Here is a 16,590-nt window from a genome sequence, read left to right as displayed (position 1 = left end):
GATACCTTTTAAAACGGGTATATCTTCAAGATTATAGGTGATTTCCCAATGTCAGCGTTGCAAAAACCGAAGTTTAAACCATTGAATCACAGCGAATGTGCCGGGGCACCCATTCTGAAGAGATTATGGGATCGATTTGACTTCTCTCTGCTGCTTACTCAATCCGGTATTATGAAACGCAATGGTACTCCTTCATGGTTAATTTGCTTCCTCTATGTTGTCGGTCTCGTTTCCAATTGCCCCTCCGTCGTTCAGATGGCGCAGTTGGCCGACAAAGATGCTTTGCTCAAGGCGATGTTCCAGCCTTGGAAACTTGCGCAGTACACCTTAAGTCGCTTCTTTACAAAGGGCTTCGCTTGGACGACATTCGGAAAAAAACGTGTCGCGCGCTTGCAGCAAGATCCTTTGACTGCGCTTGCCAATGGGGATGTCGTGAATCTCGATGACACCCATAGCGCACATCCTTTTGCCAAAAAGCTTCCGTTTCTGAGTTGGCTTTATGACCACTCCACCAAAGTCTATGTTTGGGCAACGAATCTGGTGGTCTTACAGGCCGTTCTGAAAAGTGGATTGGAGTATCCGTTGTTTTACCGGATCTGGCACAAGCCCGAAACGAAAGGAGAAGGTCTTACCAAAATCGATTTAGCCAAGCAGATGCTGCTCATGCTGCGTGAATCCGTTTCGAGCCGATTGTGGGTAGCCATGGATCGCTGGTACCTGTGCAAGCATTTCTTCTCGTTCCTAGAAGAGAATAACTTTGATTGGGTCACCAAGGCCAAGCGCAACACGGCTTTGTTCCGTAAAGTCATCGAACCTGGCACCCGCCGGGAACGTTACGTGCCGCTGACTCCGGTCATGCTGATCCGTGAAGTCTTTAAGCAACTGGCACGTCAAGCAACATCCGGCCTCAGTTCCATTTCGATACCGGGCATCTACATGAAGCGTCCGTACACAACGGTCAACCGGAAAGGAAAACAAGTGACCAAGCAACGCTATGTTCAGGTTGCCGCTGTTGTTGCCATGCGATTGAAGGAAGATGAGTTTACGGAATCAGACTCGATTCAAGCGGAACAAGAAGAAGATCCGGCCACTTACAAAGGCGCATATTTGTTGATTAGCAATCGCTACGATGTTCCGAAAGACGTGGTGAAAACCTATGCCAAGCGCTGGCGCATCGAAGTGTTCTTTCGCGCTGCAAAACAGGAATTGGCTTTTGAGAAATGCCATTCTGAATCCGAGGCGCACCACCACGCCCATTTCGAGCTATTGTTTGCCGCAGAAACCTTATTAGCGGTCGCACTCTTTGAACTGAACAAAGAAAAAACGAGTGATGATGAAGGCTACACCCACGGCGAAATGGTTCGTGGCCTCTTCCACACTCGTTGTCAGGTCCGCGTAAACAACCACAAGGGCATTCAGCGAATCTCTATAGATTGTGACACACAAGTGCAGCAATTTGCAAGACTCATTGAACTATTTTGGCCGGAGCATTATTTGATGCTTCTTTGGGCTACTCCAAAACCAGACATTTACCAAGGATTACCTCGAACTGCATAAGTCATGTTTAAGTATGTACCCATGTATGGAGCGCAGATTGCATTTAAAGATTTTGTAGTGACCAAAGGCATCTGGGGAAGCCCCTGGGTCGGATTAAAGCATTTTAGCCGGTTCTTTCACTCCTAGTGGGGACGGCGATCAATGTCGTGATGACGGTGCTGGCGGCGTATCCCTTATCGCGCAAAGATTTATTCGGCCGCAACGCCTATATGTTCCTGTTCGTATTTACGCTGATGTTTGCCGGGGGCCTTATTCCCTCGTATTTGCTGGTGAAGGACCTGGGCCTATTGAATACGCGCTGGGCGATACTGCTGCCTGGGGCGCTGATGGTGTGGAATATGATGATTATTACGCGAACGTATTTCCAAACGACAATTCCGGATGAACTGCTCGAAGCTGCCCAGCTGGACGGGTGTAACGATTTTCAGTTTTTCGGGCGTGTGGTGCTGCCGCTGTCCGGTCCGATTTTGGCGGTTATTACGCTATTTTATGCGGTGGGGCATTGGAATCAGTTTTTCAACGCGCTCTTGTATTTAAAAAGCCAGCAGCTGTATCCGCTCCAATTGGTCCTCAGGGACATTCTCATTCAAAACAGTGTCGTCGCCTCGATGCTGATGGATGTGGAGGATGCGGCCAAGCGGGAAGGGCTGCGCGAGCTGTTGAAGTATTCCCTGATCGTTGTGGCGACGGTACCGGTGCTAATCGTGTATCCGTTTGTGCAGCGGCATTTTGTCAAGGGGATGCTGATCGGGTCACTTAAAGGTTGAACACTAGGGGAGGGCTTTCGTGAGAACAAAAACATATCAAAGCGCAGCGGTTGCAGCATCGCTAGCATTGTTGGTTACAGGGTGCATGGGCAACGATCCAGGGCCTGCGAAGGAACCGCCTAAGGCCGCCGTTAGTACGGAGGACGTCACGCCGGGCGGCACGTTTCCCATCGTCAAGGAGCCGATCACGATTAAGGTGATGGTGAAGGCGAATGCCCTGGTCGAGGATTTCGCTACGAACTGGTTTACCAAAACGCTGGAGGCGAAAACAAACATCAAGGTGGATTGGGAGATCGTGCCGGAAAATGCAGCGCAGGAGAAGCTGAATCTGGTGCTGTCCAGCGGCGATTACCCGGACGTGATTATGGGCTTCGGCGTGTCGCCTGCCCAGCAGCTGATTTATGGCGATCAGGGCGTGTTTCTCGCGCTGAACAATTATATCGACAAGTACGGCGTCGAGACGAAAAAGATGTTTCAGGAAAATCCCTACGTCAAGGACTTAATCACCGCCCCCAGCGGAAAAATCTACAGCCTGCCGCAGGTCAATCAGTGCTATCACTGCTCGATGCCGCAAAAAATGTGGATCTACAAGCCGTGGCTCGACAAGCTCGGACTGAAGATGCCGACGACGACCGAGGAGTTTTATCAAGTGCTGAAGGCGTTCAAGGAGAAGGATCCGAACGGCAACGGGAAGGCTGACGAAATTCCATACGCTGGCGCGATTACGACGAAGATTGACGAGTTTTTGATGAATGCGTTCCTGTATAACGATAAAACGCATCTGTTCCTGAACAATGGCAAGGTCGAAGTCACCTTCAACAAGCCGGAATGGAAGGAAGGGTTGATCTACCTGCATCGCCTGTACGCCGAAAAGCTAATCGCGCCGCAAACGTTCACGCAGGATGCGAACCAGCTCAAGCAAATGGGCGAAAGCCCCGATGTGCCGATTCTCGGGTCGGCGACGGCGTTGACGATGGGTGTGTTTACCCAGTTTTTTGGTAAAAGCAACCGATGGCTCGAGTACGTAGCCGTCCCGCCGTTAAAAGGACCGAGCGGCAAGCAAATTACCGCGCCGAATCCGTGGGGTCTCGCCGGCGGCACGTTCATCATCACGAATAAAAGCAAGCATCCGGAGGCGATTTTCCGCTGGGCGGATGCAATGTATAACCGCGAGGTGACGCTCGATTCCGTCTTCGGCCGGCCCGATCAGGAATGGCGCTGGGCGAAGCCCGAGGAGATCGGCATCAACGGGAAGCCGGCGATCTGGAAGCGGCTGGCCAACTTTGGGCAGGTGCAAAATATTCACTGGGCGCAAACGGGACCTTCATACCGCCCGAATGATCTGCGGCTTGGTGAAGCGATCGACAAAGGCACCATGAGTCAGGAAACGATTTTGTTCCAGGAGACGAAGGACAAATATGATCCTTATCAGGTGAAGACGGAGAACATCCTGCAGCCATTGTTTTTCACTAGCGAGCAGGCGGCGGAAATCGCGGATCTGGAGAAAACGATTGGCGATTACGTGAACGAAATGATGTCCCGTTTTATTACCGGCGATGCGAATATTGCCACCGATTGGGACAATTATTTGAAGACGCTGGACGGCATGAATTTGAAGCGGTATTTGCAGGTGTATCAGACGGCGTACGACTCTAGGAAAAAATAGGAGGACTTGGCTCCATGACGAAGCCGAACGTACTGTTTTTGTTCAGCGACCAGCATAATGCCCGGTGCCTTTCGTGCGCCGGGCATTCGCAGGTGAAGATGCCCCATTTGGATCGACTGGCTTCGGAAGGGGTGCGATTCGAGCATGCGTATGCGAATAATCCGATCTGCACGCCGAGCCGCGTCTCGTATTTATCCGGGCTGTATCCGTCGACGCATGGCTATTACGGGCTTTACGGCCCGCAGCCGGAGGCCCGGATGACGAGCCTATTCTCGTATTTCAAGGAGCAGGGCTACCGGACCGGCGCACTGGGCAAGCTGCATACCCCGCGGTATTGGATTGAGCCGGACTGCCAATTCATCTATGATGAATTTATCGAGCATCCCAAATATCTCGAAGGCGCCGGGCTGTACGAGCTCAATGACAACCGGGGCTTCACGGGCCACCGGGACGGCGAAGCCTCGACGCTGCCGCTTGCGCACAGCTGCGAGGTGGCGCTGGCAAAGCAAACGGTGCGGTTTCTCCGCAACGAGGGGGAGCCACGTGACCGAGGCAGTAGCAGCGCGCCTTGGCTCGCGTGGGTCAGCTTCTCGCGTCCGCACCAGCCGTACACGCCGTCCGAGCCGTTCGCGTCCATGTATCCTGCGGCGTCGATTGATCTGCCACCGACGGCAACGACGGAAAAGCCGGAAGTGCAGGCTAAACGCAAGGAGCTGACTGAGGGTCAGCTGCGCAAGCTGATCAGTGCCTACTATGGCCTGGTGAGCCAGGTAGATTACGGCATCGGGCTCATTTTGGCGGAGCTCGAGCGGAGCGGGGAGCTGGAGAACACGATCATCGTCTACTGCTCGGATCATGGCGATTACGCCGGCGAGCACGGGTTGATCGAGAAGAAGGGCGGGATCAGCTACCGCGCCATAACGCGGGTGCCGCTCATCGTGCGGCTTCCGGCCGGGATGTCAGGGGCCAGAGGGGCGGTGAGCCAAGGGATCGTCGAGTCCGTCGATGTGTTCCCTACCCTGTGCGAGCTGGCGGGTTTGCCGATTCCGAACACGGTGCAAGGGTTTAGCTTCGCACGTCATTTGCAGGGGATCGATATGGAGCAGACTATTCGTGAGAGTGCCTTCACCGAAAATGCCTACCGGAAGGCGCTGGCGACCCGCTCTTGGAGATATGTAGCGAACCTGCATCCGGAACAAAAGGATGAGTTGTATTCGCTGGACGACGACCCTTGGGAGCTGAACAATCGGATCGACGATCCAGCTTGTGCGGGGATCGCCAGTGAGCTGCTGCGTCAGCTCCTTGATCGGACCGTGAAGGCGCGCAAGCCGATCAATACGATCAACGGCGGCTGGCATGCGCATGCGTACGACCGGGACGGGCGAATCGATCTGGAGCGCAGCGGAGGAGTGAACCCGTACTGGTAGTTACTCAAAAGGAGGATCGCGTATAAGCGGTTCTCTTTTTTGTGGGCGAGGTTCAGCTTGAACTACATCCGGAAACGCACCATCAAGCGGTGAGTTCAGATGATCACGGGCTCGATTGAAGGCGACCGGATTCTCAATTCAAGACGGACAGCATATGTATGTAAATCAGGGAAAGATGGAGAAGAAAAAATCTGAGTTGGCGGGCGGCACCATCCCGAAGGAGATAGGTATCGCAACTAGCCGATTGGGTTTGGAGGAATGGTACCATGGCGCTACGGATTACAAAAGATGCTCACGCCCATTGCTCGATGCACAGGCAGTTTGCATATGAACTGGTGTGGCTGCCGGAGAAAAACTACATCCCCGGCACCGAGGTGGAATTGCGAGCCGGCAATTTCCGGCAGCATTATGAATGGAAAATGCACCGGATCGACATGGAGCGATCAGAGGTGCTGTTCAGTCCGCATATTAGCAAAGCGGGGCCTGACGTGTTCCAGAATCGTAAGCAGCGGATTGTGCTGCGCGCACGATTGCTGCAGATGGTGCCCAAGGGGGAGCCGGTGGCGATTCAGCTCTTAGCTACTCCGTCGCTGTTCGCCGGTATGGATTTGGACTTGTTCGTCTGGATTCGCGAGCCGAATTCGGCTTGGGCGGATAAATCCGCTGAAGCGGGGGGACCTCTGCTGAAGGAGGCGGGGGAAGGCTGCAGGCTCACGGTGCAGGCTGGGCCGGTGGAGCGTTTTTCGGTGTATTCGCATCCGGTGCCTGGGGTCGATGGCAAGGTTCGGACGTGTATGGTTCCCGAGGATCGGTACGGGAATCCGTCTTCTTTTGCCCAGGCTGTGACGGTTTCATGGACTTGGATGAGTGAGACGGCTTTCGCGCTCATGACCTCATCGCGGATCCTTTTGTTGGACGCTCCCAAGAAGCTGGAAAAAGTGACCGTCAACATCCGGATGGACGATTTGTCATTGGACGAAAATATTGCGAACGGCGTGGTCGACGGGGATAATCTGGTGGTGATCGGCAACCCGGTGCTTGCGCAGGCCAAGCAGGGCTTGCTTCCGGCGTTCGGTGATATTCATTGGCACACGGAGGAGGCCGGGGGGGCGGACGGGGGACGGCCGATGACCGAGGCATTAACCAGCGCGCGCGATGCGCTGAACATGAATTTCGCCGCTCCCAGCGATCATAGTCCGGAGCTGTCGGAGTGGGAGCGGACGGTGCGCGCGATCGATGCGTTTAATGCGGATGACAGCTTCGCTGTTTTTTATGGCTGGGAAAATTCCACGAACCGCGGGCATGAAAACTACTATTTTACAATGGCGGATCATGCGGCGGTGTGCGGCGGTTCGGCAGGCTTTAAGCCGGGCGATTTGGAGACGTCTACGAATCAGCTGGATGCTTTGGACGACGGGTTTAAGAGCTTTTTGGCGGTCCCCCATCATACGAATAGCGTGGCCACGCTGAAAAAGGACGGCGTTCCCGCATGGTACCAGTACAACTGGATGGAGCCACGCGACTACCGGCGTCTGGTCGAAATCGTGCAAAACCGCGGCAATCAGGAGAAAAATGACTACACGGACGCCTGGCGGGGCTTGGTGCACAATCAATCCGCATCGGTGCAGGACGCCTTGCGAACGGGGCATCGGTTAGGTTTTACCGGCGGAACGGATAATCATGTAGGATGGCCAGGGCGGGTCATCTATCAGGAGCGCAAAAGCGTAATCCTGACAGGCGTATGGACGGAGCGGGTGGAGCGGGATAGCTTGTTTCAAACGCTTTGGAATCGCCATACATGGGCGGTGTGCGATACGAGGGCGATTGTCTGGTTTGAGCTTAACGGTGTTCTGATGGGCGGTGTGCTTAGAATTGCGGCAGGGGAAGAGCTGACTGCAGCAATTGAAATCGAGGCGGAAACCCCGTTGCAGTCGATCGAAATCATTTCAGAAGGGCAGACCGTATGGGCGTCTTCGTCTTCATCACCGCACGTGGAGCTGCAGGTTCCGTTGGGGACGTTTCGGCGCTCGACTCATTTTTATCTGCGTGCGCTGCAGCGTGACGGCGGCTTTATGTATGCGAGTCCGATTTTTGTGGAGGAGGGGAGCTTTGCTCATGACGGATCCGTATCGCCGTAAACCGAATATTATCCTCATGCTGATCGACGATATGGGGTGAAAGGATGTCGGCTTCATGGGCAGCACCTACTATGAGACCCCCAACATCGACCGGCTGGCGGCATCCGGGATGGTGTTTCCCAGCGCTTACGCCTGCCCGAATTGCGCACGATCGGCCTGTACACTCCGCGTACCGATGTGCGTGGCACCAGGAGCTGCGCTGCGCCATAAGGCATGGAAGCTAATTGAATTTTTCGAGGATGGCCGATTGGAGCTTTACAATCTGGAGACGGATATCGGGGAGCGGGTCAATCAGGCCTCAGCGCTGCCGGAGAAGACGCGGGAGCTGCATGTGCTCATGCTGCAATGGCGAGAAGCGGTGGGGGCGCCTATGCCGCTGGGGGAGAATCCGTTGTATGGGCCATGACGCACAACCGACCATACACAATGCGGCGATACGTCCCCTCCAAGCCCGGGCCAACCAGCGCATTGGACTCGCCGTCTCGCAGTTGGTCAAGGGACCGTAGAAGCGCCCGGATGAGCCTATTCTCCAGCCGAGGTCCGGTCACTGGGATGGCCTGGTCACGAATGACGGTTCAAATGCACGTAAAAATCGAGATCGGCTTGGAGGTGTTCTTTCATCAGCCTCTCTGCCGTATCGCCGTCGTGCGCTTTGATTGCTTCGCAGATGCGATGATGTTCTTCTATGAGAAATGGGCGGTTAAAATACACGACCGTTTGTCTGAATAGATAAATTACAGATTGCATTCGTTCGAACAAATCGATCATGAGCGGATTGTTGGTGGAACACATGATGATTTCGTGAAATTCCTTATTGGCCTCCATAATTTCGTCCTTTGTGCCGGACTGTCCAATCTCCACACAACGCTCCAGTGAGAGCAGCGCTTTGTCGGACAAGTAAGCTGCTGCGCTTCGCACCGCGTATCCCTCCAGAAGCTTTCTCAATTCAAAGGTATTTCGTAAATCGGTCTCCGATAGACTCACTACTCGCTTATTGACGATGAGTCCCTCTTGCTCAAGCTTGCGTATGGATTCACGGATCGGCGTTCGGCTGACGCCCAAATCGGCTGCGAGCTTCTCCTCAACCAGCTTGGTTCCTTGCGCGATTTCGCCTTTCAAGATCATGTCACGCAGCACTTCATAGGATTGTTGATATGCTGAACGGGATTTAGTATTGTACTGCATGTCACACACCTCCACCGTTTACTTTAATGGAAACATCGGTTCTTAACAACCTGATTCAAAAATGAGCTTATAGTGATATCGTACACGGATTGATGTGAATTGTATACAAAATAAAAATCATTGTGTACAATATTGATTGAAATAAGATACTGTTACATCATTTGGAGGGATTGCAGTATGAAAAAGAAAATCGGGTTTATTGGATTGGGTATTATGGGCCGGCCGATGTCATTAAACTTAATGAAAGCCGGATACCCGCTGTGTGTATTTGATATTAATCCAGATGCTGTTTCTACTCTTGAGGCTGCTGGAGCCCGGGCGGCCGCGTCGCCGAAGGAAGTGGCAGAGAACAGTACTATTATTTTCACGATGCTGCCCAATTCACAGCATGTTAATGAAGTCATTACGGGTAAGAACGGCATATTGGAGGGGGCATCCAAAGGCACCATCATTATTGATATGAGCTCGATCTCGCCAGTGATATCAAAAGAGTTGTCTGAAACCGTAAGTGAAGCGGGGCTTCATATGCTGGACGCACCCGTTAGCGGGGGCGAGCCAAAGGCTATCGACGGGACTCTGGCGATTATGGCCGGTGGAAGTCAGAGTATTTTTGAAAGCGTTTTCGACATTTTGCGCGTACTCGGTAAAGACGTTACGCTGATCGGTACTAATGGTTCGGGAACGACGGCAAAGCTGGCGAACCAGATCATCGTCAACCTAAATATCGCTGCGATGTCGGAAGCACTCGTCTTTGCAGCCAAAGCGGGAATCAGCGTTGAGAAGATGTATCAGGCCATCCGAGGCGGGCTTGCCGGCAGCGCTGTGCTGGACGCCAAAGTGCCGCTTATTCTGGAGAGGAACTTCGTGCCCGGAGGTCGCATCGATATTAACCTGAAGGACATGACGAACGTCATGGAAACCGCTCATGATATCGGGGTACCGCTCCCGCTTAGCAGTCAGCTTCTGGAAATTTTTCATGCGCTCAAAGTCGACGGTAAAGCTTCTGAAGATCATGGAGGCATCGTGCAGTATTTTGAAAAGCTTGCAGGGGTACAGGTCAGGAAATGAGGTGAGCTGATGAATATAGAATCCAACATAAAAAATGAAATCAAGCGGATTAACGATGCCAGGGGCCGAAAGATTATTGTTTTGGATGATGATCCGACGGGTGTGCAGACGGTCCATGACATTGATGTCCTGACCCGATGGGACCAAGAGCTGCTGCGCGAAGCGTTCGATGCTCCTGAATCCCTCTTTTATATTCTTACAAATACACGAGGGCTTGATGCAAAAGCCGCTGAGCGGATCAACCGAGAGATCGCCTGCAACGTACACACGGTAGCTGATGAGAGCGGCAGGTCCTTTACATTGATCAGCCGAAGCGACTCCACGCTTCGAGGGTATTATCCGCTCGAAATCGATACGCTGTCGGAAGAAGTGAGGCGCTTAAGTGGTCGAGGCTACGACGGACACCTCATTATTCCCGCCTTTTTCGAAGCAGGACGAGTGACGTACGACAATATCCACTACATGATCGAGAATGAACACTTTGTTCCCGTACATGAGACGGAATTCGCTAAGGATAAGGTATTTGGTTATTCGAACGGAGATTTAACAAAGTGGGTTGAAGAGAAGACCGAGGGACGCAGCCATGCGCTAGAGTGCCTTGTTATTTCGCTTGAGCAGATTCGTAAGGGACCGGAAGCGGTTAAGGAAGCATTGCTCGAAGCCGCAAATAACGTGCCGATTATTGTCAATGTGCTCTTGTACGAGGATATGGACGTGGTCTCGCTAGCTTTGCTGCAGGCAGAGGAGCAGGGCAAGTCGTTTATTTTTCGCACGGCAGCGTCATTCGTGAAATCGTATGCCGGAATTTCCGACCAAGCCTTCTTAGGTCATGAGAGACTAATAGCGAGAGGACAAGAAGGACATGGCGGAATCGTTGTCGTGGGCTCTTATGTGCAGAAGACAACGCGCCAGCTTGAGCATTTGCTGACTATGCCGGGGATCGTAGGTCTGGAAATCCAGGTGGAGCACATTTTAGATCCGAAGGGCCGCATGCAGGAGCTAGAGCGTGTCATAGCGGAGGCAAATCAGCAACTGGCCGAAGGCCGAAATGTGGTTGTATACAGCAGCCGTGAGCTGATCACCGGGGAAACGAAAGTCGACAACTTCAAGATCAGCCAGACGGTATCCGAATCGCTAGTTGAAGTGGTGCGATCGCTTGAGGTCATTCCGAAGTTTATTATTGCAAAAGGAGGTATTACTTCAAGTGATGTGGCGACCAAGGGCCTTGGTATCCGCAAGGCACGCGTGCTTGGCCAAGCGGCAGCAGGCATACCGGTATGGCTTACCGGGGACGAAGCCAAGTTCAGCGGTATTCCTTACATCATTTTTCCGGGGAATGTAGGAGGGGATCGGACGCTACTGGAAATCGTGGAGAAAATAGAGCGCAAATCCTGAACATCGTGGCCCTGATGGGTCTGTACCCGGCCAGAATTGATAAGAGAAGGGAGTGGCTAATTAATGGAACTTGTGTGCCGGTGGCGCACCCGTCTTCCGCTTACCGGTATAATGCTGTGCCTCCTCGTTCCCGGCTGCTCGGCTGCCCCGACACCGGAGCCGTCGGTACCGGGATATGCGGATAACGGACACAAGACGGTATCTTTAAGGATATGGCATGACTGGACAGGATGGAAGTGGACCGCTCCCACGCGCATCCTCTGTTTGTTGAGCTGCATGAACTGACGAAACAAGTGACGCTGCTGCCGTCCTATGAGACCCAGCTGACGACAGCGGCAGTGGAGACGCTCAGCGACGGTCTGCAGGAGCTGATGAAGGGCGGTAGCCCGGAGACTCTGGCGCAAAAGCTGCAGAACACACAGACCAGCGTGCTGGGTAAGCTGCGTTGAGCCGAGCGGAGGTCAAGATGAAACTGATGCTAAACAAATCGCTGCAGGGCAAGCTATCCGTCATGATGCTGATTTCGACGATTATTCCACTATTTTTTTTCGGAGCGTTTTCTTACGTAACGTCCTCTCGCGTCAACGAGGAAAAGACGAAGCAGATCGGTATCGACGCGCTCAAGCGGATTCAGGCCAACGTTCCCAGCACTTACTTTTATGGAAAAGTAAGTGCTTTTATTTTTCCCGCACGTCACCGTTTGCCCTTATAATGATAGGTATGTAGACGGGGAGGGACAGGCATATGTACAAACTGCTGATCGTAGACGACGAGCCGACGGTGAGGTTCGGGCTGCGCAATTATTTTGACTGGAGCGCGTTTGGCATTGAGATTATGGATGAGGCTGACGACGGGGATGTGGCGCTCGATTTGCTCGGGCACAGCAAGCCCGACATCGTCCTGACGGACGTGCGGATGCCGAACATGGACGGCATTACGCTGTCGAAGGAAATCCGCGAGCGCTTTCCCGAGATCAAGATCGTGTTCGTCAGCGGGCATGATGACGCCGATTATTTGAAATCCGCGCTGCAGGTCAGTGCGGTGGATTATATTTTTAAGCCGGTCAACCTGCAGGAGCTGAAAGCTGTAGTGGAACGGGTCATCACCGTGCTGGAGGCGGAGAAGCGGGAACGGCTGCTGACACAGGACATGCAGTCCAAGCTGAAGGAGAGCATGCCGCTGCTGCGGGAGAAGTTCCTCATGTCGCTGCTGCGCGACGGGGTGCCCCAGCCGGACCGGATTCGGGACCGGCTTGAGTTTCTGGAGCTGCGCCTGCCGGAGGCTGCGGCCTACTGGGTCATCGTCGTGTCGATCGACAGCTACGCCGAGGTGATGGAGAACCGCTCGGAGCGAGATCGGCAGCTGCTCTCATACGCCGTGCTGAACGTCGTTCAGGAGCTGATCGACCGCTATTTGGGCGGCTACGCCTTGGAGCAGCAGAGCGGCGAATTTGTCGGGATCATCCATGCGCATACACTCGATCAGGAAGCCGATCTGGAGGAGCGGCTGTTCACGCTGGCCGGGGATATTCGGGAGAACCTGCAAAATTGGCTCAAAATGAGCGTCACCATCGGCATCGGCCAACGCGTGTCCCGGCTGCCGGGGCTGGTGCATTCGTACGCGCATGCTCGCGAAGCGGCGGGTCGGAAATGGTTTTTGGGCAAAAACCGCATCATTACGATGGACAGCCTCGAGCAGGAGGAGGAGAGCTACAGCCGGTTTGATCATGCCCGCAGCGAGCGGCTGGCGTCAATTTTGAAAACGGCCGAAGAGGGGCCGCTCCAAGCGGCGCTGGAGGAGCTGTTCGAGGGGCTGTCCCGCAACCGCCGTGATGGATTTAAATATGCGCGCAATGTGTGTCTGCAAATTTTGCTGATCGCGGGGCAGCTGCTGCTGGAGCTCAATTTGCAGTCAGCCGAGTTCGAAGAAGAGGAAGCGCAGCAAAGGGAGCGGCTGTTCAAGCTGGAGACGATCGGAGAGCTCAAACAGCTGGTAGCGCAGCATTTAACCCAAGTCTGCGAGGCTATTCAAGAGAAGCGAAGCGGGAAGGCGAACAATCTGGTTGAGCGGGTTCGGGCGATCATCGAGCGGCGGTATGCGGACAACGAGCTGACGGTTGCGGAAATTGGCAAAGAGGTTTACTTAACCGACACCTATGTCAGCCTTCTGTTCAAGCAGGAAACCGGCCGCACGGTTAACGAATACTTGACCCACATCCGCATCGAAAAAGCGAAAGAGCTGCTCAGCGATCCGCGCAACAAATTTTACGATATTTGCTACGCCGTCGGGTATGCTGATCCGATCTACTTCAGCAAGCTGTTCAAAAAGGTGACCGGTCTTACGCCGAGCGTATACCGCGAGCACTATGCATAGGATGGTGACGGGCGATGCCCCCCTTAACTACGATCGCTAGACCGAGCCTCAACTTCGCCAAACGGATGAGCCGCAGATTCAGCATTCCGCGCAAATGGCTGCTGACCTACGCCCTCTTGATCGTGGTTCCCGCCACGGTGCTGCTGTACTCCTACTATGTCCGCTCCACCTCGATTCTGGAGGAGGAGGTCACCCGCACGATGCAGCAGACGCTGAAGCAGGCGGGCAGCAACCTGACGTACCGGATCGAGCATGTGCAGGACATCAGCAACTCGGCCTTCATGAATCCGAGAATTTTCCAATATCTAAACAGCGATCGGACGGAGGAAGAGCCGATTGGCCTGCAGCTGGATATCGTCAAAGACTTGCGGTACTTGGTGGAATCGGTGCAGACTAACTCGGATGTGTTTCGAGTCAGGTTATTTGTGGATAAGTCGAAGCTGTATGCCAATGAGCGGATTAACTTTTTTAGCTTGGACAGCTTGAGAGCCAGACCTTGGTTTGACCGGATCGTGCAGGCGAACGGCGGCATGGTGTGGACCGGCGTGTACAACGAAAATTTTATCGACTATGGCGAGGCGTATATCTTGTCGTGCGCGCGCATGCTGCGGGACCCGAAGGATTACGACCAAATCTCAGGCGTGCTGATGATCGACGTGTCGGAGAAAACGGTCACCAACATTTTGGCCGACCTGGACATTTCGAAGCAGAATCCGGTGTATTTGGTGGATGGGACCGGCACGATCATTGCGCATCTGGACAAAAAGCAGATCGGCGCGCAGGTAAAGCCCGAGGTGCTGGATGCGATCATGAACAAAGAGGATAAGGTGCAAAAAGTTACGCTGAACAACGAGGCTGAGTACGTGGTGAGCACGCCGATTCCGGTGACCGGCTGGAAAATGGTCGCGGAGGTGCAAGCTTCAAGTATTTCGCAAAGAGCGGTTAAGATGAGCCAGTATTCCGGTGTTGTTACGCTGCTGGCGTTTTTCGGTCTGTTTATCGTCCTAGTGTTCGTGCTGCTGGCCTTTATCGTCCGAGGGATGAATCGTCGCGTTCAGCAGGTCATTGGAATCATCCGCAGGGAGGGCGCAGAAGGGCTCGATGAGCTTCCTCCGTCTGGTGACGGTGATTTCAGCTTGCTGGAGCGGAGCGTGGATCGGCTCATTCATCGGGTGCGAACGCTCGTAGAGCAGACCTACCTTGCCCGGGTGCAGGAGCGCGAGGCCGAGCTGCGGGCGCTGCAGGCGCAGATTAATCCGCACTTTTTGTACAACACGCTCGATACGATCAATTGGATCGCCATCGGCCGGGGAGCGAACGACATCAGCCAAATGATCGATGCCCTCGCCAAATATTTCCGTCTCAGCTTGAACAAAGGCCGTGACCTAGTGAGTGTGGATGACGAACTTAATTTAGCCCGTGTGTATCTGGAGATTCAGCACAGCCGTTTTCCAGGCTCCTTCGAGTATGTGGTAGAGTCCGAAACCGAGCTCGGCGCGTTCATCATGCCCAAGCTGACGCTGCAGCCGATCGTGGAAAATGCGCTGCTGCACGGCATCCGCAAGTCGAAAAGCAAACGCGGGACGATCCGGATCGTAGCGCTGAAGGCCGGAGACGATCTGGTGCTGACGGTGTCGGATGACGGCATCGGGATGGAAGAGGAGCGGGCCAAGCGGCTGCTCAGCGAGCCCCCATCCTCCGAAATGCGAGCTGATGGATCGGGCAGCTCTTACGGACTATATAACGTCAACGAGCGGATTGCGCTGTATTCCGGCATCGCCTATGGCCTTAGCATTCAATCCGAGCCGGGCGCAGGCACCACGGTGACTGTACGTTTGAAAGCGATTTCCAAGGCCAAGCCTAACGATGACAAGGGGACCACCGGTTAAGGTGGTCTTTTTCTACAGACTCTATAGAAAAGCACCAGAAATTGAAGCTTTACCTCCTACAAGCGGATTCGGCATTCCTTTTATAATAAAGACACAACATTAAGGGCATGGCTGGAGGCGAGAAAGATGAGCACAACGGCAGCGGATACGGGCAAAGCAGAACCAACCGTACAAACGGCAGCCGCCAAAAAAGTAAAAGGACACCGCTGGAGACTGTTTCGTGGCAACATTGACCTTTACTTGCTGCTGATTCCCGGATTATTATTTCTGCTTATTTTCAAATACACACCGATGTATGGCATTGTGATCGCATTTCAGGATTTTAACATTTTCGATGGGGTGTCTGGCAGTCCTTGGGTGGGCTTCGAGCAGTTTCAGAAGCTGTTTCAATCGGACGAGTTTATGCAGGTGTTCCGCAATACGCTTTTGATCAGTTTGTACAAAATCATCCTGCTGTTCCCGATTCCAATCCTTATCGCGCTGCTTCTGAACGAGGTCGCCAAAATGTGGTTCAAACGGACGATCCAAACGATCATCTACTTGCCGCATTTTCTGTCCTGGGTCATCATCGCCGGACTGTTCGTCAACATTCTATCCCCTACGGGCGGCTTGCTCAACGAGTTCATCGTGGCGCTGGGAGGAAAGCCGATCTCCTTTCTGATCGACAACGCTTGGTTCCGCAGCATCGTCGTCTTCACGGCGGGGTGGAAGGAAATTGGCTGGAACGCGATCATTTTCATCGCCGCCATCGCGGGCATCGACCAAGATCAGTATGAGGCGGCCTCCATTGACGGGGCAGGACGCATCAAGCAAATGATTCATATTACACTGCCGGGGATCGCGCCGACGATCGTGCTCATGTTTATTTTGCGGATCGGGAATTTGCTGGAGGCGGGTACGGAGCAGATTTTGACCCTGTATAACCCTGTCGTGTATGAAACCGGCGACGTCATCGGAACCTTCGTGTACCGTGTCGGTCTTGGAAAAATGGACTACAGCTTCAGCACCGCAGTCGGCCTGTTCAACTCGGTCGTCGGCTTCCTGCTCATCGTGAGTGGAAATTTGCTCAGCAAGAAGCTGGTGAAGCGAAGCATCTGGTAGCTTGAGCTTGTGTAAAGGAGAATG

The 16,590-nt window shown here is 53.6% G+C and carries 13 protein-coding genes and 2 pseudogenes; 14 read left to right on the top strand and 1 reads right to left on the bottom strand.

Translation table 11 applies throughout. The annotated features are described in order from the left end of the window. Positions 1–48: 48 nt before the first annotated feature. From FPZ49_RS36670 to FPZ49_RS05765, 7 genes and pseudogenes are all read left to right on the top strand, one after another. On the top strand, positions 49–1,557 hold the full coding sequence (locus FPZ49_RS36670) for a transposase (protein ID WP_261381279.1): 1,509 nt from the start codon (positions 49–51) through the stop codon (positions 1,555–1,557). A gap of 3 nt (positions 1,558–1,560) precedes the next feature. Further along, positions 1,561–1,680 (top strand): annotated as a pseudogene (locus FPZ49_RS36665) (sugar ABC transporter permease); the annotation flags it as partial. Continuing rightward, positions 1,680–2,324 (top strand): annotated as a pseudogene (locus FPZ49_RS05785) (carbohydrate ABC transporter permease); the annotation flags it as partial. The pseudogenes FPZ49_RS36665 and FPZ49_RS05785, both read left to right, overlap by 1 nt. A gap of 19 nt (positions 2,325–2,343) precedes the next feature. Then, on the top strand, positions 2,344–3,990 hold the full coding sequence (locus tag FPZ49_RS05780; protein ID WP_261381277.1) for an ABC transporter substrate-binding protein: 1,647 nt from the start codon (positions 2,344–2,346) through the stop codon (positions 3,988–3,990). A 14-nt stretch (positions 3,991–4,004) separates the two neighbouring features. Continuing rightward, positions 4,005–5,417, top strand: a complete 1,413-nt coding sequence (locus FPZ49_RS05775; protein WP_144844448.1) for a sulfatase family protein — start codon at positions 4,005–4,007, stop codon at positions 5,415–5,417. Positions 5,418–5,683: 266 nt separating this feature from the next. Then, positions 5,684–7,555, top strand: coding sequence for a hypothetical protein (locus FPZ49_RS05770; RefSeq protein WP_144844446.1), 1,872 nt, complete (start codon positions 5,684–5,686; stop codon positions 7,553–7,555). Between the two features lie 55 nt (positions 7,556–7,610). Further along, a complete protein-coding gene (locus FPZ49_RS05765) occupies positions 7,611–7,961 on the top strand; it encodes a hypothetical protein (protein WP_144844444.1) in 351 nt (116 codons plus the stop codon). A 155-nt stretch (positions 7,962–8,116) separates the two neighbouring features. Here FPZ49_RS05765 and FPZ49_RS05760 read toward each other — a convergent pair whose 3' ends face one another. Further along, positions 8,117–8,740, bottom strand: coding sequence for a GntR family transcriptional regulator (locus tag FPZ49_RS05760; protein WP_144844442.1), 624 nt, complete (start codon positions 8,738–8,740; stop codon positions 8,117–8,119). Between the two features lie 177 nt (positions 8,741–8,917). Between FPZ49_RS05760 and garR the strand changes: the two genes are divergently transcribed. The 7 genes from garR (at position 8,918) to FPZ49_RS05725 (ending at position 16,566) form a co-directional block, all read left to right on the top strand. Beyond that, positions 8,918–9,808, top strand: a complete 891-nt coding sequence (gene garR / locus FPZ49_RS05755; RefSeq protein WP_144844440.1) for a 2-hydroxy-3-oxopropionate reductase — start codon at positions 8,918–8,920, stop codon at positions 9,806–9,808. A gap of 9 nt (positions 9,809–9,817) precedes the next feature. Then, a complete protein-coding gene (locus FPZ49_RS05750) occupies positions 9,818–11,203 on the top strand; it encodes a four-carbon acid sugar kinase family protein (protein ID WP_144844438.1) in 1,386 nt (461 codons plus the stop codon). A gap of 230 nt (positions 11,204–11,433) precedes the next feature. Beyond that, entirely contained in the window at positions 11,434–11,652 is a 219-nt protein-coding gene (locus FPZ49_RS05745) for a hypothetical protein (RefSeq protein ID WP_144844436.1), read from the top strand. 17 nt (positions 11,653–11,669) lie between these two features. Continuing rightward, positions 11,670–11,915 carry a hypothetical protein gene (locus FPZ49_RS05740; protein ID WP_144844434.1) on the top strand — a complete coding sequence of 82 codons (246 nt, stop codon included), beginning with the start codon at positions 11,670–11,672 and terminating at the stop codon, positions 11,913–11,915. A gap of 32 nt (positions 11,916–11,947) precedes the next feature. Then, positions 11,948–13,576: a response regulator gene (locus FPZ49_RS05735; RefSeq protein ID WP_144844432.1), complete on the top strand. Its 1,629-nt coding sequence runs from the start codon at positions 11,948–11,950 to the stop codon at positions 13,574–13,576. Positions 13,577–13,590: 14 nt separating this feature from the next. After that, positions 13,591–15,465 carry a cache domain-containing sensor histidine kinase gene (locus tag FPZ49_RS05730; protein ID WP_144844430.1) on the top strand — a complete coding sequence of 625 codons (1,875 nt, stop codon included), beginning with the start codon at positions 13,591–13,593 and terminating at the stop codon, positions 15,463–15,465. A 126-nt stretch (positions 15,466–15,591) separates the two neighbouring features. Continuing rightward, a complete protein-coding gene (locus FPZ49_RS05725) occupies positions 15,592–16,566 on the top strand; it encodes an ABC transporter permease (RefSeq protein WP_144844428.1) in 975 nt (324 codons plus the stop codon). Positions 16,567–16,590: the final 24 nt, after the last annotated feature.

This window comes from Paenibacillus cremeus (assembly GCF_007786445.1).
Taxonomy (GTDB): Bacteria; Bacillota; Bacilli; order Paenibacillales; family NBRC-103111; genus Paenibacillus_G; species Paenibacillus_G cremeus.
This window is presented reverse-complemented; position numbering and strand designations above follow the sequence as displayed.